Genomic DNA, 23,338 nt, shown 5'->3' with positions numbered 1-23,338 from the left:
TATAGGCGCCCGCCCGGCTATATTGAGTGGCCAGTTGCAGTGGAAAGCTTCGGCAACGGCCGCCAAAAGGCGCCGAATCAGGGCCAGAACGGCCTCTGGCGCATGCCAGCCACGCCCTGCAATCCCCTAAACTCCCGAGTCCCGCCCGGGGCCACACGCCTGCCACGCCCTCTACCCGAACGGAAACAACGGCCCATGTTCAACCGTAATGTAGGCATCATCCTTGCCATCGCCCTGGCCGCCGGTCTGGGCCTGGTACTGGCCCAGAAGGTGTTCGGCCCCTCCAACAAGGGCACCAACGGCACCAGCTCGATCATCTTCTACGGCACCCCGCGCACTCTGCCGGAGTTCGACCTGGCCCAGTCCGACGGCACCCGCCTGATCCCCGGCGAGCTGCGTGGCCATTGGACGCTGGTGTTCCTGGGCTTCACCTCCTGCCCGGACGTGTGCCCGACCACCCTGACCGAACTGGCGCAGGCCCAGAAGCAGTGGCAATCCATCCCTGACAGCTTGCGCCCACGCGTGGTGTTCGTCTCGGTGGACCCGGAGCGCGACACCCCGGCGCGCCTGGGCGAGTACGCCCATGCCTTCCACAAGGACACCCTGGCCGCGACCGCCGACGTGCCGTCACTGGAGCGCTTTGCCACCTCGCTGGGCATGGTGTTCCAGAAGGTGCCGGGCGAGCATTTCGAAGAAAACCCCGGCGACTACAGCATGGATCACTCGGCCAGCATCGCCGTGCTCGACCCCGAAGGCCGCCTGGCCGGGCTGATGCGCCCCCCGTTCAACCCGCAGGCCATCGCCAGCGACCTGACAAAGCTCACCGAGAACACCGCACCATGAGTCTGGCAACAACACTGACCTACGTCCTGCCCCATCGCCTGCTGTCGTCGATGGCGCGCTCGCTGGCCTATTCGCAGAACCCCACGATTTCGCGCTGGCTGATCGACACGGTGACCGAGAAGTTCAAGGTCAACCTGGCCGAAGCCGCCAATCCGGACCCGCGCAGCTACCCCAGCTTCAATGCATTCTTCACCCGCGCACTGAAGCCGGGCGCACGCGTGGCCGCTGCCGATCCGCGTACGCTGACCATGCCGGCCGATGGCCGCATCAGTCAGCTGGGCCCGATCCAGGACGGCCGCATCTTCCAGGCCAAGGGCCAATCGTTCACCGCTGCCGAACTGCTCGGTGATGCCGCCGACGCCGAGCCGTTCAACAACGGCCTGTTCGCCACGGTGTACCTGTCCCCGCGCGATTACCACCGCGTGCACATGCCCTGGACTGGCACCCTGCGCGAGACCGTGCATGTCCCGGGCCGGCTGTTCAGCGTAGGCACCGATGCGGTGGCCAACGTGCCGCGTCTGTTTGCCCGCAACGAACGGCTGGTCTGCCATTTCGACACCGATTTCGGGCCGATGGTGCAGGTGATGGTTGGCGCGCTGCTGGTCAGCGGCGTGGAAACGACCTGGAGCGGCGAGGAAATTCCTGCTTACGGCGACCGCATCACCCGCGAGGACTGGCGCGGCAAGGGCATAACGCTGGAGCGCTTCGCCGAAATGGCGCGCTTCAACTATGGCTCCACGGTGATCGTGCTGCTGCCGCCGGGCGTGGCCGAGTTCGATCCGTCACTGAAAGCCGAAAGCCCGGTGCAGCTGGGCCAGGCACTGGCCAAGCTCAAGTAAGGCCGGTCACAGGCAGTTGCAGGAGCGGCGCAAGCCGCGAAGCTGGTGAGGCTTCCCCACAAAGGACACGCCGGCAACTGCAATGTGCTGGATGGCTGAGCGCGCCTGCACATGAAACGACAGTGGCTTCGCGGCTTACGCCGCTCCTGCAGAATGCCCGAAGCACCCCTCCCCAACCCTCCCCTTGGCTACGCCAAAGGGAGGGAGCAAGAGCGGTTACCTGCAATCTGACCGGTCAAGTGATCCGCCCCTCCCTTTGGCGTAGCCAAGGGGAGGATTGGGGAGGGGTAAGCCTTCCGCTCCAAACAAAAAAGGGCGCCTCGCGGCGCCCTTTCTCATGCAACTGATGCCAAATCTCAGCGATCACACCCTTCCAGCTTCAAACTCTGGCCAGGCCGGATCGAATACGCCGGTGCGCGCAGTCCGTTGGCCCGTGCCAGTACCGGCACTTCGCATTGGAAGCGGCTGGCGATCCGCCCGAGGGTGTCGCCCTTGGCGACCGTGTAGCTGCGTGCGGCCCTTCGGGCCGGTGCAGGAGCCGGACGCGCCGGCGCCGGCGCCGCCATCGGCGCAACCGCCTGAGCAGACTGCATCGACTCCACATCGCCCACCGCCACGCTGCCGGTAAAGGTAGCCGCTGAAGGGCGCTTGATCGCCGCGTTGATATCGGCGGTGATCAGCGCGCGCGCCAGGTCGGCACGCGGCCCGCTCACGCAATAACGGTTGTACAGGCCCGCGATACGCGTGGTCGCATTGATCGTGGTGCCGGACGGAATCCAGCCGTCAGCTTCATAACGCGGATTGAGATTGCGCAGTACCCGCATATAGCCATCGCGGGTGCCGGTGCTGCCCAGGCAGATGGTCAGCTCGTAGATGGTGGTCGATTTGGCCAGCCGGATCGTCGCAGGCTGCGCGTTGACCTTGGGAAACTCCACGCCGTACTGCTGCGGGTGCAGGAAGATCCACGCCGCGGCGATCACCATCGGCACGTAGTCCTTGGTTTCGCCCGGGAACTGGTTGTAGGCCGAATCGGTCCAGAAGCTCTGCCCACCGGCCTCACGGTAGATGCGCGCGGCGCGGCCTTCGCCGCCGTTGTACGCCGCCAAGGCGTACTCGATGTTGCGGTTGAGCCCGCGCATGCGCTCGTTCATATACGCGGCGCTGGCCTCGGCGGCACTGCGCGCATCAAACCGCGTATCAAAGCCGGTGCCATCCGGACCCAGGCCGAAACGACGGCCGGTGGCCGGCATGAACTGCATCAGGCCCGCCGCACCGACACGCGAGGAGGCATGCACGCGGCCATTGGATTCCTTGGCCATGATGCCGAACAGCAACGCTTCGGGCAGCGCACTCTTTTCCCACTCCGGCCACATCACCGCGCGCAGGTTCATGTAGTTCTCGTAGCTGGTCAGCAGCGACGGACGCATATCGGTGAGCCAGCGGCGGATGCCGGCCTGGATGGCCGGGTTGTACTCGACCATCTCGTCGAAAGCATGGCGATGGTCGTTGAGCAGCGCGGCGGCGCGTGCGGCTTCGGGCACATCGGCCACCAGCGGTGCCACGTGGTCCGGATCGGCTTCCAACGGGCCGGTCTGGCCGTCGCCGCCCTCGCCTGCGCTGTCAGACTGCTGCTTGAGCAGGCGCTTGTAGGTCGGCAACAGATTGCTGACCTGACAGCCCTTCTGGCTGATGCAGGCACTGATCACATCTTCCATGTCCTCCAACGCGGCATCACCCTCGCTGACGCCCTTCGGATCAGCGTTGGTGACCAGCACCAGCGCGTCGTTGTAGCGCTTCTCCGCGGCGGTCATGCGCGCCTCGATGGCATCCACCTTGGTCTTGTCGCGTGCAGACAGCGCATGCGCCGCCGGCATCACGGTCAACAGTGAAACAGCCACCAACAGCGGCAAGGGACGTACCGGAAACAGGGAAACGGGCATCAGCGACACTGCGGGCGAAAGGTGAAGCAGGGTAGCCGCCAGACTTGTCCGGGGGCAACAATGCCACCTTGCCGATACAGTCGGCCGTTAGAATCCTCTCCTCATTCATTTATCGAGTGCCTCCATGGATCCGATCCTGCTCGGCAAAGGCGTCACCGACGACATCGCCGTCACCCTGCTCCCGCGTTTCGGCAACCGCCACGGACTGGTCGCCGGCGCGACCGGCACCGGCAAGACGGTGACCTTGATGACGCTGGCCGAAGGGTTCTCGCGGCTGGGCGTGCCGGTGTTCCTGGCCGACGTGAAGGGCGACGTGGCCGGCCTGGCGGTTGCCGGTGAAGGCGGCGAGAAACTCACCCAGCGCGCGAGCGAGATCGGCGTGGAGAACTACGCTCCGGCCGCCAGCCCGGTGGTGTTCTGGGACCTGTACGGCAAGCTGGGCCACCCGGTCCGCACCACCGTCAGCGAAATGGGCCCCACCCTGCTTTCGCGCATTCTTGAACTCAACGACACCCAGTCCGGCGTGCTCGATATCGTGTTCAAGCTGGCCGACGACCGCGGCCTGCTGCTGCTTGATCTGGACGATCTGCGCGCCCTGCTCAACCTGGTGGCCGAAGAGCGCAAGGACATCTCCACCGAATATGGCCTGGTCAGCGCGCAATCGGTGGCGGCGATCCAACGCTCGCTGCTGCGCCTGTCGCAGGATGGCGGCGAAGCCTTCTTCGGCGAGCCGGCACTGGAGTTGGCCGACATCATGCGGGTCAACCACGACGGCCGTGGCGTGATCGGCATCCTCGCCGCCGCGCAGCTGATCCTCAAGCCGCGCCTGTATTCCACCTTCCTGCTGTGGCTGCTGTCGGAGCTGTTCGAGACGTTGCCGGAAGTGGGCGACCTGGAAAAGCCCAAGCTGGTCTTCATCTTCGACGAGGCGCATCTGTTGTTCGACGACGCACCGCCGGCGCTGGTGCAGCGCATCGAGCAGGTGGTACGGCTGATCCGCTCCAAGGGCGTGGGCGTGTACTTCTGCTCGCAGTTCCCGGACGACGTGCCGGGCGACATCCTCGGCCAGCTCGGCAACCGCGTGCAGCATGCCTTGCGCGCGTTCACCCCGCGTGACCAGAAGGCGGTGAAGACGGCGGCGCAGACCTTCGTGCAGAACCCCAAACTCGACGTGGTCGCCACGCTGTCCCAGCTTGGCACCGGCGAAGCACTGGTCTCCACGCTGCAGGACAAGGGCATTCCCGCGCCGGTGCAGAAGACCCTGATCGCACCGCCGCGTTGCCGCATGGGTTCGATCACCGATGCCGAACGCGCGCAGGTGCGTGCGGGCAGCCCGGTCGGCACCCGCTACGACACGGCCATCAACCGCGAATCGGCAGCGGAACTGCTGGCACAACGCGCGGAAAAAGCGGTTGAAAAGACCGACGCCCCAAAGGCCCGCACCCGCCAGCAGGATGACGAGCAGGATGGCGGCTTCGGCCAGAGCATCAAGGACGCCATCTTCGGCACCAAGCGCCGTCAGGGCATGATCGAGACGATGGCCAAGCAGACCACCCGCACCGTCGGCACCAAGCTGGGCAACCAGATCGTGCGCGGCATCCTCGGCGGCATCTTCGGCGGCAAGCGTTGAGCCGATGAGTCGTTGGCGGCCCCCGGCGGAAAAGAGCACCGCCCTGATCACCCCACAGGGGCATGCACGGCTGAAGGCCGAGCTGGATGAACTGTGGCGCCAGCGCCGGCCTGAAGTGGTCAAGGCGCTGGCGGCGGCAGCGGCGGAAGGCGACCGCTCCGAGAACGCCGAGTACACGTACCGCAAGAAGCAGCTGGGCGAGATCGACCGTCGCGTGCGTTACCTGAGCAAGCGGCTGGAATCGCTGCGCGTGGTGGACACCACGCCCAGCGATCCGGACGCGGTGTTCTTTGGCGCGACGGTCGAACTGGAGAATGTGCACTCGGGTGAAACGCTGAACTATCGCATCGTCGGTCCGGACGAAACGGACGCACCTGCTGGCTGGATCAGTATCGATTCACCACTGGCGCGCGCGTTGCTGAAGAAGCGTGTCGACGACGAATTCACCGTGGAACTGCCCGCCGGACCACACACCTTCGCGGTGCTGTCCATCCGCTATGCACCGCACTGAAATCGACGTAAATCCGCGCAAACTGCACATACGCAGGCGCATGCATCCATCATGTCGTCGCCGTGGAATCAAAGGGATGTAAGCGCACGACAACGCCATACCACCGCGTATTTGACCGGTGACAGTGCTGCATGTTTTTTCTTTCCGGATGCCCATCGTGAAAGGACTCCAGATGCAGGTGCTTGACCCGGAAAGAACCGCAGCAAGCGGTGAGCTCAGCAGCAACCCGCGTCGCCCGGCACGTACCGGCATCGTGATCGATGCCTCCTGTGATGTGGCGCCCACCTTTCTCGCCAGCGCGGATGTAGCGGTGATTCCGATTCCGATCCGGATCGGCACCACCACCTACATCGACCAGCATGACGCCACCGCCACCGCCCGCTACCTGCGCGAGAACGCCAACGGCGAAGGTGCCACCGGGCAATCACTGCCGCTGGATGCGGCGCAGATGAGCAGCTTCTTCCTGGAACACTTCGCGCTGGACTATGACTCGGTCTACTGCCTGACCATTACCGCCAGCCGCAGCCCGATCTTCGAGGCCGCCAGCCAGGGCAGCCTATTGGCGACCAGCGCCATCCGCGGGGCGCGCCAGGAAAACGGCATCGCCCGTCCGTTCCAGTTCCGGGTCATCGATACCCGCAACATGTTCGCCGGTTCCGGCATCCCGGCCATGGTGCTGCAGGACCTGCTGCGCGCGCAGGTGCCGGCCAAGGACATCCGCGGCGAACTGCAGCGCATCATCGACGCCACCCACACTTATTACGTGCCCGACAACCTGGGTTACGCGCGTGCCCGGTCACGGGTGCGCGGCGATCGCAGCATCAGCTTGGTCAGCGTGCTGTTGGGCGGCGCGCTGGACATCAAACCCATCGTATTGGGCCGCCAGGGTGACACCCACCCGGTCGCAAAATGCCGCGGGCGCGATGACGCCTGGACACGCCTGTTCGCCTTTGCCGCCACCCGGGTGCGCGCCGGCCTGCATGCCCCGCATGTGATCGTGTCCTATGCAGGGCCGCTGCAGGATCTGCATGGCTCACCTGCCCTGGACCAGCTGCGCACGGCCTGCGAACAGGAAAACGTCAGCCTGCACATCCTGCCGATGAGCATCACCGGGATGATGAACATCGGCCCGGGCGGACTGACCCTGGCCTTCGCCGCCGAAACCAACGACACCGCGTTCTGAGCACCGCGCGTAGCTTGCAGGCTCGCGGCATCAGCGCCGCGAGAAACCCACCTCAAGCCATTGCCGGACGATAGCTGCGCCCTTCGCGCAGCGGCCGGAAGTAGTCGGCCTGCGCATAGAAGCCCAGATCCTGCCGCTGATGCCAACCGGGAATGCCGGCCAGCGGCAGTGGCCGCAGCTCAGTCGGCGCAGCCAGGACGTCGCCGGCGCGGATCGCCTCGGCCACGCGCGCGATGCAGACCGCATCGTCCTCGCCCTGCACCACCAAGCATTTCCCGACCAGCAGCCGCCCGGGCACCAGCATCTGCTCCATCAACGCATGACCGATCACCGCGGCAACGGCGATATCACCGTCGCGCCAGTGCGCGGCATGGGTATGGAACAGCGTCGCCCAGTCGTGCTGATCCCAGGCACTGAGCAATGACGTGTCACGCACCCGCACAATGATGCCGGTTTCATCGAACTGGGTAAGCGCCTGCTGGGCGCGGTTGCGCTCAACCGGCCCCATCTGCTCGATATGCCGGCATTGCTGTGCGTTGAGCGCCAACTTGATGCCGGGATGGCGTGCCCAGATCATCGCGTTGAACAGGTCGTGCCAGTTGTGCAGGCGCGTGGCGATGCGGCCCTGCCGGATGCGTTGCTCGTAATGCAGGCCGTCATCCAGCAACAGCGCATCCTGTGCAACGAAGCAACGATCAGGAACGGACATGCCCGCATTGAGCACATCGATGCCGGGCCAGTCCGGCGCCGTCATCCATTCCTTGTACGCATTGAAGCCGGCGAACAGCGGATGTTGAAAACACGCTGGCGCCACGTCCCCGCGCTGCGGGGCGATGAAGCGGCGCCGGAGCGTGCCGGCGCCAGATGCAGATGCCGGCCCGGTCACAGCACCTTGAGGTCGAACGGCTTGTCGGCGGTTTCGATGATGGCATCGCCGAACAGATCGTGATCGTCGCTTTCGGTGATCTCGACGTTGACGAAATCACCGACGCGCAGCTTGGCTTCCTCGGCGTTCTGGATATGCACCAGACCGTCGATTTCCGGCGCATCGGCCTTGGAACGGGCCACCGCGATGCCGTCTTCGATCACGTCGACCAGGCATTGCTGCACGCTGCCGATCTTGGCTTCCAGCTTGGCGGCGGAAATGGCGGCCTGCTTTTCCATGAAGCGCGCCAGACGCTCCTGCTTCACTTCTTCCGGCACCGGGTCCGGCAGGTCGTTGGCAGTGGCGCCGTCCACCGGCGAGTAGGCGAACGCACCCACGCGGTCGAGCTGGGCGGTATCGAGGAAGTCCAGCAACTGCTCGAACTCGGCATCGGTCTCGCCCGGGAAGCCGACGATAAAGGTGGAACGCACGGTGATATCCGGGCTGATCTCGCGCCAGCGCAGCACGCGCTCCAGGGTCTTGTCGACCGCGCCCGGACGCTTCATCAGCTTGAGGATGCGCGGGCTGGCGTGCTGGAACGGGATGTCCAGGTACGGAAGGATCTTGCCTTCGGCCATCAGCGGCACCACGTCGTCCACGTGCGGGTACGGGTAGACGTAGTGCAGGCGGGTCCAGGCATCCAGCTCCGACAGGCCTTCGCACAGCGCCTTCATGCGGGTGGCGTATTCCTTGCCGCGCCAGGTGCCCGGCGCGTACTTGCGGTCCACGCCGTAGGCCGAGGTGTCCTGCGAAACCACCAGCAGCTCGCGCACGCCGCCCTTCACCAGCCGCTCGGCTTCGCGCAGCACTTCCTCGACCGGGCGCGACACCAGATCGCCACGCATCGAGGGAATGATGCAGAAGCTGCAACGGTGGTTGCAGCCTTCGGAAATCTTCAGGTAGGCGTAATGGCGCGGGGTCAGCTTGATGCCGTAGTCCGGCACCAAGTCCACGAACGGATTGTGCTTGGGCGGCAGCGCAGCGTGCACCGCATCCATCACGCTGGTGTAGTCCTGCGGGCCGGACACCGACAGCACGTCCGGGTAATGCTCGCGGATCATGTCCCCCTTCTTGCCCAGGCAGCCGGTGACGATGACCTTGCCGTTCTCGTTCATCGCCTCGCCGATGGCATCCAGCGACTCGGCCACGGCCGAATCGATGAAGCCACAGGTGTTGACCACCACCACGTCGGCCGAGTCATAGGACGGCACGATGTCGTAGCCCTCCACCCGCAACTGGGTGAGGATGCGCTCGGAATCGACAAGAGCCTTCGGGCAGCCAAGGCTGACGAAGCCGACTTTGGGGTTCAGCTGGGACATGTTCACGGAATTCTGAGGGCCGGGGCCGGAATGACCACAGGGCCGGAAAGCCGGCGATTATACCGGGCACCCGCCGCCATGCCCTGCAACTGGCTTAATGCGCCCACCACAAGACAATGATCGACCCGGAAGCCCCTCTCCCGTTCACGGGGCAATGCGGGCTTGCTTGCGAACCATTGGTTCGCAGCCCGTTGAGCGCCCTTGCGCCAGCGCAAGGGCCGGGGCGCGGAGCGGGGGTTGGGGTGAGGGAAAGCTTCCAGCAAGCAGACCCATCGGGCAGAACCAACGCAGAAGCAGATGCCCCAAGCCCCTCCCCCCCTTCCGGGCACCTTCTCCCACCAGCGGGAGAAGCGGGCCAAGCCCTCTCCCTCCACCGCAACTGGAACCTCCCATGCCCCAATGGATCACCCTTCCCACTGCATTCGGCCCGGTCCGCGCCTGGCAGGCCCTGCCTGAAGGCACGCCGCGCGCCGGTCTGGTCGTCATCCAGGAGATCTTCGGCGCCAACGCCCACATCCGCCATGTCGCCGAGCAGTACGCAGCCGAAGGCTACGCGGTACTGGCCCCCGACTTCTTCGACCTGCTGCAACCCGGCCTGGAACTGGACTACGACGCTGACGGCGTTGCCCAGGGCAAGGCGCTGGTGACCGAACTGGGCGTGGACCGCGCCGTAGCCGTGGTCGAAGCGGCTGCGGAGCAGCTCTCGCAGTACGGCAAGGTCGGCACCGTCGGCTATTGCTGGGGCGGCACGATCGCCCTGCTGGCTGCGCAAAGGTTGGGCCTGCCCTCGGCCAGCTACTACGGCGCCCGCAATGTGCCGTTCCTGGACAACCCCTTCAAAGCCCCGGCGATCTTCCACTTTGGCGACCAGGATCCGTCCATCCCGGCCACCGCCGTTGCAGCGCATCGTGAAAAGCAACCCACAATGCCGGTATATGTGTACCCGGCCGACCACGCCTTCAACCGCGAGGTCGGTTCGCACTACCACGCTCCCAGCGCCGAACTGGCACGCGAACGCACCTTGGCCTTCTTCAGTGAGAACCTGCGATGACCGAAGCCGTGACGTCCGATTTCGAACTTGATACCCGCCTTGCCGCCGACAGCGTGCTGATCGCTGACGGACCGTTGTCCCAGATCCGCCTGATGAACGATGACCGCTTCCCCTGGGTCGTGCTGGTGCCGCGCGTGCCGGGTGCAAGCGAATGGATCGACCTGGATGGTGGCCAACAGCGCCTGCTGCTGGCCGAGATCAACCAGATCTCCCAGCACCTGAAGCAGAAGCCCAACGTCACCAAGATCAACATCGGTGCACTGGGCAACATCGTGCGCCAGCTGCACGTCCACCTGATCGGACGCCATGAAGCCGACCCGGCCTGGCCCGGCCCGGTGTGGGGCAGCGGTAAGGCGCAGCGCTTCGATGCCGACGTGCTGGCGCAGCGTGTCGAAATCTGGCGCCAGCGGCTACGATAAGCGCCTTACCTCCAACGGACATTCCTGCCGATGCGTTCCAATCTGATCGCCGCCCTGATCCTGATCATCGTCGGCCTGTTTTTCCTGGCCAAGAACCTGGGCTGGATCAACGGCAACATCGGCTCGATGCTGGCCACCTGGTGGCCGGCCATCCTGGTCGCCGTGGGCATCGGCATGCTGTTTGGGCGCGGCAAGTAAGCCCCGGCAGCCGGAAACGAAAAAAGCGCGGAATTCCGCGCTTTTTTTTGCCCCGCATTTGGCAACCGCCTGGCTGCCATTTTCTGCAACAACTCTGCAACATCGAGCACCCGATCCCACGTAGGAGCTTTCCTGCCAAACCGTAGGGCGTGCGATCGGAATGAATGTCGGGTATCACCCCACTCCAACCCACCCGAACCAAGTCGGCATGACTGATCCGGCCCCAGAGTGCGGCCAACTGCCAGCGATCAGGAGATAAACGCCAACCGCGAGGGCACATCCCTGTAGCTTTTAATGGAATATGGATTTCACTATTTATCAGTGACTTGCCAGCGCAAACCCCTATAGGGACAGCGCATTCAGAGTGCACTAATTCTCGGAAATCGGCGCCTCAGGCCACTCCAAGGTTCGCCCTGGAGTTCCAGATTTCAGCCAGCGCCCGCCCGCACACGCCGATTCAGCCCGGCGGGCCTGGCTACTTGAGAAGAGAAACAGATGAGCACTCGTCCATGCCCTGCCCACCATCCACTGAGCTTCGCCCTGGCCGCCGCCCTCGCCATGACCGCCGCCGCCCCGGCGCACGCCAGCGGTGGCGAAGCGGCCGTCACTGATCTGGACAAGGTAACTGTCACCGGTTCCCGTATCGCGCGCACTGGCTTCGTCACGCCCTCGCCCGTCAGCGCCTTTACCGCAGAGGAGATCCGGGCCACCGGAGCCACCAACATCGGCGACCTGATGGTCCGCCTGCCGGGCCTCACTCCCAGCTATACGCTGGGCAACTCCACGCGCAGCATCGGCACCGCTGGTCTGGGCCTGCTCGACCTTCGCGGCATGGGTTCCTCACGCACACTGGTTCTGATAAACGGGCGTCGTCATGTCGGAGCCATTTCCGGATCAACATCCGTGGACGTCAACACCATTCCGGTGGAATGGATCGAACGAATCGAGATCATCAGCGGCGGCGCCTCAGCCGTTTACGGCGCTGATGCAGTGGCGGGGGTCGTCAACTACATTCTGAAGAGCAACTACGAAGGCATGGAGACCCGCGCCCAGACCGGTCTTGCCAGCGAAGGCAACTTCAAACGTAACTTCGCCAGCGCGTCCATGGGCAAGAACTTCGCCGATGACCGGGGCAACGTGGCCCTCGCGCTGGAGTACAGCAAGCAGGACCGGACCATACGCAGCAACCGTGCAATCGGCCGGGAGTTCCTGGTTTCGGTGCCCAATCCTAATTACGATCCGAACAAGCCCCCAAGCCCGAACAACCCCCAAACCGTGATCAGCGGACCGGGGGGCAATCATTCAATTTCACCCGGCGGAACCTTCAACCTCGGGCGCTTTGACTTCCGCGATCCGGCAAGCTGGGGCAACCGCTACCAGTTCAACCCGGACGGCTCATTCCGATCACAGCGCTATGACGGCACCGTCATCAGCAATACCGGTTGCGTGGATTGCGACTTCGTTGACCTCAATTCGGTAGCGGACCTGCAACCGGAGTTCACCCGAAAGAGTGTCAACGCCCTCCTGAATTTCGACCTCACCGAGAACCATCGCCTGTACTTTGAAGGCAAGTACAGCCGGAGCATCAGTAACTTCCGCTCCCAACCTGCCTTCGACCAGAGCCTGCGCATCCTCAAGGACAACGCTTTCATCAGCCCCGAACTCGTCTCCTTGATGGCTGCCAACAACACCTCACAGCTATCGCTCAGCCGCTTCAATGTCGATGCAGGTCAACGCGGTGAGCATGTCGACCGCACCACCCAGCGTGCGGTCGTCGGCATCGAAGGCCATTTCGGTGAGGACTGGAGCTACGACATTCACGGAAACTGGGGCCAGAACGAGGTCAAGCGCTGGAACCTCAACAACCGCATCAATGAACGCTGGCAGGCAGGGCTGGACGCGGTCGTGGACCCGGCCACCGGACAGATCACCTGCCGCACCACGCTTGACCCCAACGCCACCAATCCCAACAACCGCAATTACGTGTATTCCGCCTTTGCACGTGAGGGCTGCATACCGTTCAGCGTGTTTGGGCATGGCGCCGTCAATCAACAGGCCCGGAACTGGTTCAACGTCGACTCGTTCAACTTCTCACGACTGCAGCAGTCCGTATTCAGTGCTTCGCTGAGCAACGGCGCACTGTTCTCCATGCCTGCCGGTGATGTCGGCATCGCCACGGGTGTCGAGTACCGCCGTGAGAAGAGCCGCGAGATCACCGACCCACTCGCCGCGCAGGGCCTGACCTTCCTCAATGCGATTCCGGACAGCAAAGGCAAATACGACGTCCGCGAAATGTTCCTGGAGACCACGCTCCCGCTGTTGGCCGACCTTCCGGGCATAACGCTACTGACACTGGACGCAGCGGGACGATGGTCCGACTACAGCAGCATCGGCAAGACGACCACCTGGAAAGCCGGCCTGGACTGGACGATCACCCGCGCACTGCGTGCGCGCGGCACTTTGTCGCAAGCGGTTCGGGCCCCAAGCATCGGCGAGCTCTACAAACTGCAAAGCGAGAACTTCGCCTTCATCAACGACCCCTGCGATTACCTTCCCACCAACTCGAACCGGCCCGATACCGCAGAAGATGTTGCCCTGCGCCAGGCCAACTGCACCGCACTGGGCATCCCGGTGGGATGGATCGATACCTACAGCGCCAGTCGCCCGGGTGTAAGCGGCGGCAATCCGGATCTGAAGCAGGAGCGCGCACGCAGCCTCACCTATGGGCTGGTCTGGCAGCCGGAGTTCATTCCAGGCTTCGGCATGTCGATCGACTATTGGCGGATCAACCTCACCGATGCCATCGGCACTGTCAGCGGCCAGACCAACGCCACCCGTTGCGTAGACTCGCCCGGTGGAATCGCAAATGCATTCTGCGGCTTCATCGATCGCGCTCCTGCCGGTGGAATCACCGATGATGGCGGTCGCAGCTATCCGGCGCACTCGATCAGCCACTGGCGCGCGCTCAATGAAAACCTCGCCCGATCGCAACGGATCGGTGTTGACCTGGAGATGGACTATCGCTTCCAGATGGCAGGAGGAGACGCCGGCCTACGCCTGATCGGCAGCCGCTTGATCCAATCCCGGGAGTGGCAGTTCCAGGACTTTCCCAGCGAGTACAAGGAATACGTCACCTACGTGACCAATCCACGCTGGCGCGCAAACCTGGGCAGCAAGTACACACGCAATGACTGGCTTGTTTCATGGGACATGAATTACGTAGACGGCAACCTGCGCGTCGCCCCCCAGAGTTACAACAGCAATCCCGGCCAGGCCAGCCCCATCCGCAACGGCTCATACACGTACCACAACTTCAAACTGGGCTATACGTTCCCCGGTGGAAGGCTTGGCACCTATATCGGCATTGATAACGCCTTCGACAAGGATCCACCGCTGAACTACTTCGGCAGCGATACGGGGTCAGCCCTGTACGACAACATCGGTCGATACATGTACCTGGGCATCACCTACAAGCGCTGACTGCCACGCCCAACCTGTGGCATGCAACGCAGGATCGTGACGACAGCTCGCACAGGCTGATCCGCAGAAATGAAGCAAAAAGGCACGGGGAACCCGTGCCTTTTCTGCTGCAACCAAACCGGATTGATCAGGTGCGCGGCAAGGTCACGCCGGTCTGGCCCTGGTACTTGCCGCCGCGATCCTTGTAGGAGGTCTCGCAGACGTCATCCTTGTCGGCCTGGAAGAACAGCATCTGTGCCACGCCTTCGTTGGCGTAGATACGCGCCGGCAGCGGCGTGGTGTTGGAGAACTCCAGCGTCACGTGGCCTTCCCATTCCGGCTCCAGCGGCGTGACGTTGACGATGATGCCGCAGCGCGCGTACGTGCTCTTGCCCAGGCACACCACCAGCGTGTCGCGCGGAATGCGGAAGTATTCCACGGTGCGGGCCAGCGCGAAGGAGTTCGGCGGGATGATGCACTCATCGGCCACGATATCGACGAAGCTCTTCGGGTCGAAGTGCTTGGGATCGACGATGGTGGAGTTGATGTTGGTGAACACCTTGAACTCACGCGAGCAACGCACGTCGTAGCCATAGCTGGACGTGCCGTAACTGACGATGCGCTGGCCATCCACCTGCTTGACCTGCCCGGCTTCGTACGGCTCGATCATGCCGTGCTGTTCGGACATGCGGCGAATCCAACGGTCGCTCTTGATGCTCATTCAATGTTCCTGATTACGTGGGCGGCGCAGCTGGCTGCGGCGGTCGGGTGGCCGATTCTAGCCCAGAGCCGGCACCCAGCCGTAGCCTGGGACTCGCCCGAGACATACATATAGGAGGCCCCGGCAATGCCGGGGCCTTCACGTTCACCGCCGGGAGGCGGCTTCAGATCAGCGACGAGATGATGGGGATGCCCGCGCGCGGGCGCTTGGACAGTTCCTCGACCATCCGCTGCGCAGCCGCCAGGTAAGCCTGCGCCGCTGCGGAATCCGGGGCGGACGCCACGATCGGCGTACCCGCGTCGCCCTGCTCGCGGATGCTGATGTCCAGCGGCAAGGAGCCCAGCAGCGGCACGCCGTATTGCTCGGCCATGCGCTGGCCGCCGCCTTCACCGAACAGGTGCTCGGCGTGGCCACAGTTGGAGCAGGTGTGCACGGCCATGTTCTCGACGATGCCGAGCACCGGAACCTCGACCTTCTCGAACATCTTCAAGGCCTTGCGCGCATCCAGCGTGGCGATCTCCTGCGGCGTGGTGACGATCACCGCACCGGCCACCGGGATCTTCTGCGATAGCGTCAGCTGGATGTCGCCGGTGCCCGGCGGCAGGTCGATCAGCAGGAAGTCCAGGTCGTCCCACAACGTGTCGTTGAACAACTGCGTCAATGCCGAGGTTGCCATCGGCCCACGCCAGATCATCGGCGAATCGGCATCGATCAGGAAGCCAATGGACATGGCATCAACGCCAAATGCACGCAACGGCTCGATCGTCTTGTTGTCGGGACTCTCCGGGCGTCCGCTCAAACCCAGCATCGCCGGCACGCTCGGGCCATATATGTCGGCATCCAGCACCCCGACCCGCGCACCCAGTCGCTGCAAGGCCAGCGCAAGGTTCACCGCGGTTGTGGACTTGCCCACCCCGCCCTTGCCCGACCCCACCGCAATGACGTTGCGGATACGTGAATGGGGAGACAGCCCCTTCTGCACCTTGTGGGTTGTACCCAACGCAATCGACCCGCCCACTTGCACCCTCTTACATCTCCAATCAGGGAGCGAACTATAGCGCCAACCCGAAAGACCGGTTCGGCACCGGCCTTGTTCAACCCACCAATCCACACCGGGGAAGCAACCTACAGCCGCTGGCCCCCTGGCGCCTGACGGATGCCGGACGAGTCGCGCTGTTCAATCGTGCCCAACAACCAGTCCACCAAAGCTCGCCAAGCGGATCCGCAGCACCGAGCCGCACTTCGGCCCCACTCGGCAGCCGAGAAGATCAGAGCTGAAGAATACCTGCAGCCGTCAACTTTTTTATCAGAGGACCCAGTTTTTCCACATGCCTACGAGAACTGTTCACGGATCGACTATGTACAGGTTCACGCACCTGAGCCGCACTGGCGGTGGCAAAAACCGCCCCTTTGCTCGGCACAGCCAGCGCTTCGGCAACCCATTCCAAATTGCACCATTCGTAGATTCGCCGTGCTTGCGACTCGGTATCGGAAACCAAATCTTCATAATGAACATCGAGGATTCCCCCGGGCACCACTTTGTGCCAATGCCGCATCATTTGCCGATAAGCAACGAAATAGTCACCCAACTCTTCCAGATCGTAGGAAAAATCATATGCCTTGAAGAACAGCGTCTTGAAAACCGCATAACAGCTGTCCAGCGGATCACGCACCAAATGGATAATCCGAGCCCTTGGCAAGGCTTTATGTATCAACCCGCAGTACATGTAGTTGGCAGGCAGCTTATCGATGAACAACGGGCTGCCTTCGGCCATCTGTCGGGCCCCTTTCATGTACTCACGGCCAAGCGCCGCGAAATCCACCTTCATTGTGGCTTGCGCCACTGACAGGCTCGGGTCAAGCGCCTGGACCCGTTGCACGGCACCCGTCAGGTGATATCCGAAATCCATCAACTCCCCGGCATCCCGGACCTTCCCGGATTGCAGCAATATCCGCTCGGTCAACGTGGTTCCGCTGCGCGGCATGCCCACAATGAAGATGGCCCCCTCTCCCTCGTCACTCTGGACCGGCGCCGCCATAGCTTCGGCATCTTGGGAACCACAGACATCCTGCAACGTCCTCACGAAAGAAGAAACGTCGTATTGAATCGCGGCGCGCTTCTTTCTGGCACCTTCGATCAAGGCATCGAACGATCGCTCATGGTCTCCCAGATCTTCCAACTCCTTGGCCAATGCGTAGTGCGCCCCCGCCTCCTCCTCGAGCGAACGGAACTCCCCTTTCAAGCGCTGCTCAAGGTCGGCAACGTGGTTTCTATCGGGTGACTGGCGGCGCAATGTCGAGCGCAGATAGATAACGGAACCCGCCTGCGGCGTGGCCTCCAACACCTTGTCAAGATCATGCTCTGCCCGCTCGGAATCGCCGCTGTAGAAGCGTGCGATAGCCAAGTCATAACGCCATCCCGCGTCCTCGCCACCAACCGACAGCGCCCGCTCGTAATGCGATATCGCTTCCCCCAGTAAATTGTGGTGATACAGCAGCTTTCCGAGCTGCCATTGCACCAAGCCATTGTTAGGCGACTGGGCATCAATCTCAGCTGCCAACACGGGGATTTCGTTACGACGAAGCAAACGGGAGAGTAGCCACGCCTTCTTTATCTGGTGCTGCGGATCTCCCCCGAACGCAATGGCCTTGTCGATCCACAAGAGCGCGGCATCCAGTTTGCCACTGACGCGACAGGCCTCCGCTGCAAATGCAAATGCCCTGGGCTGATCGGGGTACTTGGCAGCAAGAGCCTCTCCCAAATCGACGGCCTCACCCAAACGCCCTTGACGAAGCAGCTCATTGCCGAAGGCGATTGCCTGCGGCAGTGGCGGCACGGCGGTTCCAACTCTCGACTCATTCAGGAAAGCGTTCATTGGCTGGAGTCTAGACGGGCCACTGCCCGTCTTCCAAGCATCCTTTGGATGGATCAAACCCTTCTGCACGCTTAACAGAAGATTGTTAAAAATCCATGGCATTCACTGACAATTCAGTGTTAGGATTCGCCAAAGTCAGCAAAGTTGTCAACCGAAACAAAATACAACCGATTGATTCGAAAGGGGATTTCGATGGCTTCCAGCAACAACCGCGCAACCAACCTGAACAAAAGCAAACTGTCACTAGCACTTGCAACCGCCCTGATCTTCCCGGGCGGCGTTGTTTACGCGCAAAGCGCCACCGTGAGTCAGGACGAGAAGACTCAGGAGGAAGCCACCGCATCCTCGAACACGACCACGCTGAGCCAAGTAACCGTCACCGGCTCGCGCATCTCCAAGGACACCTACAACGCCGTCTCCCCGGTACAGGTGATCAACCGCGAAGAAACCACCCTCGCCGGCTTCAACTCGACTGCCGGCGTACTGCAGAGCAACTCTGTCACCGCTGGTGCAGGGCAGATCAACAACGCCTTTGGCGGTTTTGTGACTGATGGTGGCCCGGGTGCCAATACGCTCGGCCTCCGCGGCCTCGGCCCCACTCGCACCCTGATCATGATCAATGGGCGGCGCATGTCGCCATCCGGCTCTCGCGGTGCCGTTGGTTCGGTGGACTTGAATGTCCTGCCGAACATCATGATCGACCATGTGGAAATTCTTAAGGACGGCGCTTCGTCGATCTACGGCTCCGACGCTGTTGCCGGCGTGGTGAACATCATCACCAAGAACAAGGTTGACGGCGCCGAAATCGAGTTCCAGCACAATGCAACACAGCACGGTGGTGGCGAAGAAACCCGTTGGTCGGGGTTGTTCGGCACCAGCGGTGATCGTTGGCGTGTGTCCGGTTCGTTCGAAGTCTATCGCCGCCAGGAACTCCAGATCGGTGAGCGTGGCTGGGCAAGCGACTGCCCGGTACCGCTGTACGGCCGCGACCCTGCGACCGGCCGCTATGGCGCTCAGGACTATATCGATCCGACGACCGGCGAACCGAAGTGCTGGGGCCTGGACGCCGGTGGTGTCACCATCAATACGCTGGGTACTGCTTATCTTCTCGGTCGTCCGGGACTGGGGAGCCTGGGCTACTACGGCACCGTCGACCCCAGCGTGCTCGATCAGCTGCCGCCCGGCTTTGACTACTTCAATCGTTGGCGTCCCAATGGAGCGATCACGGACGGCGACCTGCCGGGCTTTGAGGGTGTCGACGCCAACGGCCGCACCACGTTTGACCCGAGGATGAAGCAGGAGGCACTGATCTCGCCGACCACCAACGTCACTGGCTTCCTGCAGGGCAGCTTTGACTTGAATGCGCTTGGCAACGCCGAAGCCTACTTCGAAGTACTGGCAACGCGCCGCGAATCCCGCCAATCGGGCTACCTCCAGCACTCGCTTGATTACAACGTCGGCAGCCCGCTGCTGGGCGATCTTGCGTGGCTGCCTGCATGGCTGCTTGCGCCGGCCGACGGCTCGACCAACGGCAAGAATGTGTCTGCCCGTGCCTTCGTGGGCTGGGGCCTGTATGACAACTGGCAGAACGTGGACTTCACCCGTACCACTGCCGGCTTGCGTGGCGACCTCGGGACGAGCTGGAAGTACGATGGTTACCTGAGCTATGGCCGCTCCGATGCTGATTACTACACTCAGAACCGCCTGACCAACCGTATCGCAAAGAGCTTGGATGTCGTCTCCGACGGACGCGGTGGGTTTGTCTGCCGTGACACTTCTGATGGCTGCGTCGCCGCACCAATGCTCACCGCTGACGTGATCGCCGGCAATCTGCCTTCTGCATATCGCGACTACATCATGCAGACCACGCACGGCAACACCCTGTACACCGAATCCACGGCCAACGTCAGCGTCAATGGTCCGTTGTTCGATATGCCCATGGGTGGCACTGTTTCCGCGGCATTCGGCCTGGAATATCGCCGTTCCGAGATCGACGATACCCCGGACATCAACTCGATCAACAGCAATCTGTATGGCTTCACGTCGTCGACGCCCACCCGCGGCAAGGACAATGTGCAGGAAGCGTTTGTCGAACTGGAAGCCCCTCTGTTGAGCGGCTTGCCGGGCGCACAGGAGCTTACCGTGAACCTGTCCGGCCGCTATACCAAGTACGACTCCTATGGCAGCGACCAAACCTGGAAGGCTGGCCTGCTGTACACACCGGTTAGCTGGCTGTCGGTACGCGCCTCCCGTGGCACGTCGTTCCGCGCCCCGGCGTTGTTCGAACAGTTCCTTGGCGCCACCAGCGGTTTCCTCAACCAAAGCAACGATCCCTGCAACGATTGGGCATCGGCAACGGACAAGACCAGCAACGAGTATCTGAACTGTCAGAGCTTGGGACTGCCGAACAACTTTGACCAGACCGCCAGCATCACCTCCATCACCAAGGGGGGTGCCGAAACAGGCCTGACCGCAGAAACATCCAAAGCGACGACCGTGGGCGTTGTGCTGCAACCGGAGTTCCCGGAATGGTTCGGCAACCTGTCTTTTGCTGCCGACTACTTCGACATCCAGGTTGACAACGGTGTTGCCAGGCTGAGCGGCGCGCAGGTTCTTGACCTCTGCTACGACCAGTCGCAGGCTGAATTTGCTGCCGGCACCGGCTATTGCGGCTTGGTCAAGCGCGATGCCAACAATGCCCTCACCGTGACCAGTGGTTATGTCAACGTCGCCTCGGACAAGGTGCGTGGTTGGGACTTCAACCTGCGCTACACGCGCAACCTCGGCCCTGGCGAGCTCCGTGCCAATGCCGCAGTCACCCATTATCTGGAACAGTCCGGCCGCACGTTCCCGAACGACCCGTACAAGGACTCCAACGGCGCCATCAACGTGCCGGATTACACCGGCCAGCTGGATCTGACCTACGAGATCCAGAACTGGGAAGTCCGCTACGGGCTGGACTGGATCGGCTCGATCAACGGCTACGAGTACTATGAAAAGTACGACAACAAGGACTATCGCCCCGAGTACCAGATGCTCATCGACGACTACTTCATTTCCAGTCTGTCGTTGCGTTACAGCGGGGATGACTGGGCTGCGACCATTGGTATCCGCAACCTCGCTGACAAGGATCCGCCGGTCATTTCCACCGGCGCGGGCGTGAACACTATCGGCAATGCTCCGCTCTATAGTGGCTACGACTATCTTGGTCGCTCGTTCTTCTTCAACATCGGCAAGAAGTTCTGATGCCCTGATCCAAGTGGCATGAGTTGAAGAAAGCCGCCGCTCTCCCGAGCGGCGGCTTTTTATCAACACCACAAACAATGGCCTTCGAGCCCCAAGTACGGATTGTGCAAATGGGAAAAACCCGAATCCACCTGCTGGCAATGGCGGCATTGCTATCCTCAAGCCCCGTCATTGCCAGCCAGCCGACGCGCCCTTCAATCGAACAACTGGCAGCCTTTCCCCAGTATTCGAGCTTCAGCCTGTCTCCTGATGGCAAACACATTGCCGCACTGCGCGCCAATGGCGAAGAGCGCGTGATCGCGGTCTGGCAGACCGATGCCATGAACCAGGCCCCAACGCTCATCGGGGCTGAGCGCATGAAGATAAGCGGGGTATCGTTCGTCAAGAATGACCGGCTGGCGGTCTCTTTCTGGCAACCCTACGATCTTCGCACGGACCGGATCTACAAGACATTCATCAACAAGCTGATGATCACGGACCTGGAGGGAAAGAGCTGGAACGAGCCGCTACCGCAGCCACGCGCCACCAGCCGTGATCAGGAACTTCTTCAGTCACGTAGCAGCCCCAGCGTGCTGGACCGGCTGCCGAATGACCCTAATCACATCCTCGTCGTCAATAACGTTGGCGCCAACGCTGGCGACGTTTACCGAGTCGATCTGCGCAGCTTCAAAGCTGAGCGTATCCAGATGTCGGAAGAACGGGTCGCTGGCTACATCACCGATTTCGACGGCAACCTGCGCGCGCGCCTGAAGCAGGACCTGGACGGTGGCGGAGCGTATGTTTCCGCGGAGTTCAAGAACCCGCAGACAAACAAGTGGGAAGAACACTTCCGCTCCTATGTGAAGAATCGCGATCAGACACAGATCATTGCCCTGAGCACGGATCCCAATATTGCGTTCATTCAGAGCAACGAAGGGCAGGACAAGTCGGCGATCTACGAGTACGACATCGCAGCCCGGGCGAAGAAGGAGATTCTGTTCCAGCACAACTTCTTCAACGCCAACCGAGTGATCGTCAATCCATATCGCAGCGCTGGTGAGGATTTCGGAAAGATCCTTGGCCTTGGCTACGAGGGCCCTCGCGAAGACGATATCGAATGGACTGACCCGAAGATGCGAGCCCTGGATGCTGGCCTGCGGCAGGCACTTCATATCTCCAACGACAAGGTCAAACTGACTGATCCAGCCACGGGCCAGACTTCCACCGTGGAGTATCCGGAACAACGCCAATACACCGTGACCGGCTATACCCCGGACATGTCCACTGTGCTTCTGACGGTGGACGGTTCTGCGACGCCACCCGAGCATTATCTGTTCCGCAACGGCTCCCTTTCGCTGCTGGCCAAAAGTTACCCAGAGATTGACCCGCGCACACTTGGAAACACGCGACTGATCTACTACAAGGCCCGCGATGGGCTCGATATTCCCGCATTTCTGACCACCCCCAACACCGAGATGTGTGGTGCTGGCCCTTGGAACACGGTAGTGCATCCTCACGGCGGCCCATGGGCACGTGACGGCATCGGTTTTGACGGATCCATGTGGGTGCCATTGATGGCTTCGCGTTGCATGGCGGTACTACGCCCGCAGTTCCGTGGCTCCGAAGGCTGGGGACGCAGGTTGTGGATGGCAGGGGACGCCCAATGGGGCCAGAGAATGCAGGATGACAAGGACGACGGCGCAAAATGGCTGATCGAACAGAACATAGCCAAGCCTGGCCATATCGCCATGTTCGGCTTCTCATACGGTGGCTATTCGGCATTCGCTGCTGCCGTGAGACCTGAAGGCATGTACAAATGCGCCATTGCTGGCGCCGGTGTTTCCGACATCAAGAAGATCTGGTCACGTTTCTACACCAACCCGTTCTTCCGTCAGGCACAGGCTCCGACCGTCGATGGCCTCAACCCGCTTGACCATGCGGACAAGATAAAAATTCCGCTGATGATCTATCACGGTGATCGCGACCAAACGGTTCCCATCGAGCAGTCCGAGTGGTTTGTCTCGAAAGCCAAGGGCTCCGGCCAACCGGTCGAGTACCACCCCATCGCCGACTATGCACACGGACCGGCATGGACCCGCGAGATCATGGCCAATCAGCTGCGCATCATCGACACTTACCTCGCCAGCGGATGCGGTGGCACAGGGCTCTGATTCATATCAAGACCTGGAACCAGCAACG

17 protein-coding genes are annotated in these 23,338 nt (G+C 62.2%); 11 read left to right on the top strand and 6 right to left on the bottom strand.

Annotation, left to right across the window (positions count from 1 at the left end; all coding sequences use genetic code 11):
- Positions 1–195: 195 nt before the first annotated feature.
- Positions 196–843, top strand: a complete 648-nt coding sequence (locus LR961_RS07285) for an SCO family protein (protein WP_232147740.1) — start codon at positions 196–198, stop codon at positions 841–843.
- A complete protein-coding gene (gene asd, locus LR961_RS07280; protein WP_232147739.1) occupies positions 840–1,682 on the top strand; it encodes an archaetidylserine decarboxylase in 843 nt (280 codons plus the stop codon). Before LR961_RS07285 ends, asd begins: the two co-directional genes overlap by 4 nt.
- A 356-nt stretch (positions 1,683–2,038) precedes the next feature.
- Here asd and LR961_RS07275 read toward each other — a convergent pair whose 3' ends face one another.
- Positions 2,039–3,622 carry a transglycosylase SLT domain-containing protein gene (locus LR961_RS07275; RefSeq protein ID WP_232147738.1) on the bottom strand — a complete coding sequence of 528 codons (1,584 nt, stop codon included), beginning with the start codon at positions 3,620–3,622 and terminating at the stop codon, positions 2,039–2,041.
- A 124-nt stretch (positions 3,623–3,746) separates the two neighbouring features.
- Here LR961_RS07275 and LR961_RS07270 point away from each other — a divergent pair, with 124 nt between their 5' ends.
- From LR961_RS07270 to LR961_RS07260, 3 genes are all read left to right on the top strand, one after another.
- A complete protein-coding gene (locus tag LR961_RS07270) occupies positions 3,747–5,252 on the top strand; it encodes a helicase HerA-like domain-containing protein (protein ID WP_232147737.1) in 1,506 nt (501 codons plus the stop codon).
- A gap of 4 nt (positions 5,253–5,256) precedes the next feature.
- Positions 5,257–5,763, top strand: a complete 507-nt coding sequence (gene greB, locus LR961_RS07265) for a transcription elongation factor GreB (RefSeq protein WP_232147736.1) — start codon at positions 5,257–5,259, stop codon at positions 5,761–5,763.
- Positions 5,764–5,920: 157 nt separating this feature from the next.
- Positions 5,921–6,946: a DegV family protein gene (locus tag LR961_RS07260; protein WP_232147735.1), complete on the top strand. Its 1,026-nt coding sequence runs from the start codon at positions 5,921–5,923 to the stop codon at positions 6,944–6,946.
- A gap of 52 nt (positions 6,947–6,998) precedes the next feature.
- On the opposite strand, the gene LR961_RS07255 is transcribed toward LR961_RS07260, so the two are convergent.
- Both LR961_RS07255 and rimO read right to left on the bottom strand, forming a co-directional pair.
- The gene (locus LR961_RS07255) at positions 6,999–7,832 is read right to left on the bottom strand and encodes a DUF3025 domain-containing protein (protein WP_232147734.1); all 834 of its coding nucleotides are present in this window, start codon (positions 7,830–7,832) and stop codon (positions 6,999–7,001) included.
- A complete protein-coding gene (gene rimO / locus LR961_RS07250) occupies positions 7,829–9,190 on the bottom strand; it encodes a 30S ribosomal protein S12 methylthiotransferase RimO (RefSeq protein ID WP_232147733.1) in 1,362 nt (453 codons plus the stop codon). Before rimO ends, LR961_RS07255 begins: the two co-directional genes overlap by 4 nt.
- A gap of 391 nt (positions 9,191–9,581) precedes the next feature.
- On the opposite strand from rimO, the gene LR961_RS07245 reads away from it, so the two are divergent.
- From LR961_RS07245 to LR961_RS07230, 4 genes are all read left to right on the top strand, one after another.
- A complete protein-coding gene (locus tag LR961_RS07245; RefSeq protein WP_232147732.1) occupies positions 9,582–10,241 on the top strand; it encodes a dienelactone hydrolase family protein in 660 nt (219 codons plus the stop codon).
- The gene (locus LR961_RS07240) at positions 10,238–10,660 is read left to right on the top strand and encodes an HIT family protein (protein WP_232147731.1); all 423 of its coding nucleotides are present in this window, start codon (positions 10,238–10,240) and stop codon (positions 10,658–10,660) included. Before LR961_RS07245 ends, LR961_RS07240 begins: the two co-directional genes overlap by 4 nt.
- A 30-nt stretch (positions 10,661–10,690) precedes the next feature.
- Positions 10,691–10,858 (top strand): DUF5668 domain-containing protein, encoded by a 168-nt coding sequence (locus LR961_RS07235; RefSeq protein ID WP_089153126.1) that lies wholly within the window; start codon positions 10,691–10,693, stop codon positions 10,856–10,858.
- A 558-nt stretch (positions 10,859–11,416) separates the two neighbouring features.
- Positions 11,417–14,338: a TonB-dependent receptor gene (locus LR961_RS07230; RefSeq protein WP_232147730.1), complete on the top strand. Its 2,922-nt coding sequence runs from the start codon at positions 11,417–11,419 to the stop codon at positions 14,336–14,338.
- A gap of 127 nt (positions 14,339–14,465) precedes the next feature.
- Here the strand turns inward: LR961_RS07230 and dcd are convergent, their stop codons facing one another.
- The 3 genes from dcd to LR961_RS07215 all read right to left on the bottom strand — a co-directional run bounded on the left by dcd (position 14,466) and on the right by LR961_RS07215 (position 17,914).
- On the bottom strand, positions 14,466–15,038 hold the full coding sequence (gene dcd, locus LR961_RS07225; protein ID WP_232147729.1) for a dCTP deaminase: 573 nt from the start codon (positions 15,036–15,038) through the stop codon (positions 14,466–14,468).
- 163 nt (positions 15,039–15,201) lie between these two features.
- Complete coding sequence (gene apbC, locus LR961_RS07220; RefSeq protein WP_232149259.1) at positions 15,202–16,044, bottom strand: iron-sulfur cluster carrier protein ApbC; 843 nt, start codon at positions 16,042–16,044, stop codon at positions 15,202–15,204.
- Positions 16,045–16,306: 262 nt separating this feature from the next.
- Complete coding sequence (locus tag LR961_RS07215) at positions 16,307–17,914, bottom strand: sulfotransferase (RefSeq protein WP_232147728.1); 1,608 nt, start codon at positions 17,912–17,914, stop codon at positions 16,307–16,309.
- Positions 17,915–18,106: 192 nt separating this feature from the next.
- Between LR961_RS07215 and LR961_RS07210 the strand changes: the two genes are divergently transcribed.
- Together LR961_RS07210 and LR961_RS07205 are read left to right on the top strand one after the other, a co-directional pair.
- The gene (locus LR961_RS07210) at positions 18,107–21,160 is read left to right on the top strand and encodes a TonB-dependent receptor (protein ID WP_232147727.1); all 3,054 of its coding nucleotides are present in this window, start codon (positions 18,107–18,109) and stop codon (positions 21,158–21,160) included.
- Positions 21,161–21,183: 23 nt separating this feature from the next.
- Positions 21,184–23,310 carry a prolyl oligopeptidase family serine peptidase gene (locus LR961_RS07205; protein WP_232147726.1) on the top strand — a complete coding sequence of 709 codons (2,127 nt, stop codon included), beginning with the start codon at positions 21,184–21,186 and terminating at the stop codon, positions 23,308–23,310.
- Positions 23,311–23,338 lie beyond the last annotated feature (28 nt).

This window comes from Stenotrophomonas sp. SY1 (genome assembly GCF_021202945.1).
Lineage (GTDB): Bacteria > Pseudomonadota > Gammaproteobacteria > Xanthomonadales > Xanthomonadaceae > Stenotrophomonas.
The sequence above is the reverse complement of the archived record's forward strand: the minus strand, read 5'-3'. Positions and strand labels throughout refer to the sequence as shown.

Coding starts and splice junctions, on each gene's coding strand:
- LR961_RS07285 (WP_232147740.1), top strand. CDS start 196: ATGTTCAACCGTAATGTAGGCATCATCCTTGCCATCGCCCTGGCCGCC.
- asd (WP_232147739.1), top strand. CDS start 840: ATGAGTCTGGCAACAACACTGACCTACGTCCTGCCCCATCGCCTGCTG.
- LR961_RS07275 (WP_232147738.1), bottom strand. CDS start 3,622: ATGCCCGTTTCCCTGTTTCCGGTACGTCCCTTGCCGCTGTTGGTGGCT.
- LR961_RS07270 (WP_232147737.1), top strand. CDS start 3,747: ATGGATCCGATCCTGCTCGGCAAAGGCGTCACCGACGACATCGCCGTC.
- greB (WP_232147736.1), top strand. CDS start 5,257: ATGAGTCGTTGGCGGCCCCCGGCGGAAAAGAGCACCGCCCTGATCACC.
- rimO (WP_232147733.1), bottom strand. CDS start 9,190: ATGTCCCAGCTGAACCCCAAAGTCGGCTTCGTCAGCCTTGGCTGCCCG.
- LR961_RS07245 (WP_232147732.1), top strand. CDS start 9,582: ATGCCCCAATGGATCACCCTTCCCACTGCATTCGGCCCGGTCCGCGCC.
- LR961_RS07240 (WP_232147731.1), top strand. CDS start 10,238: ATGACCGAAGCCGTGACGTCCGATTTCGAACTTGATACCCGCCTTGCC.
- LR961_RS07235 (WP_089153126.1), top strand. CDS start 10,691: ATGCGTTCCAATCTGATCGCCGCCCTGATCCTGATCATCGTCGGCCTG.
- LR961_RS07230 (WP_232147730.1), top strand. CDS start 11,417: ATGACCGCCGCCGCCCCGGCGCACGCCAGCGGTGGCGAAGCGGCCGTC.
- dcd (WP_232147729.1), bottom strand. CDS start 15,038: ATGAGCATCAAGAGCGACCGTTGGATTCGCCGCATGTCCGAACAGCAC.
- LR961_RS07215 (WP_232147728.1), bottom strand. CDS start 17,914: ATGAACGCTTTCCTGAATGAGTCGAGAGTTGGAACCGCCGTGCCGCCA.
- LR961_RS07210 (WP_232147727.1), top strand. CDS start 18,107: ATGGCTTCCAGCAACAACCGCGCAACCAACCTGAACAAAAGCAAACTG.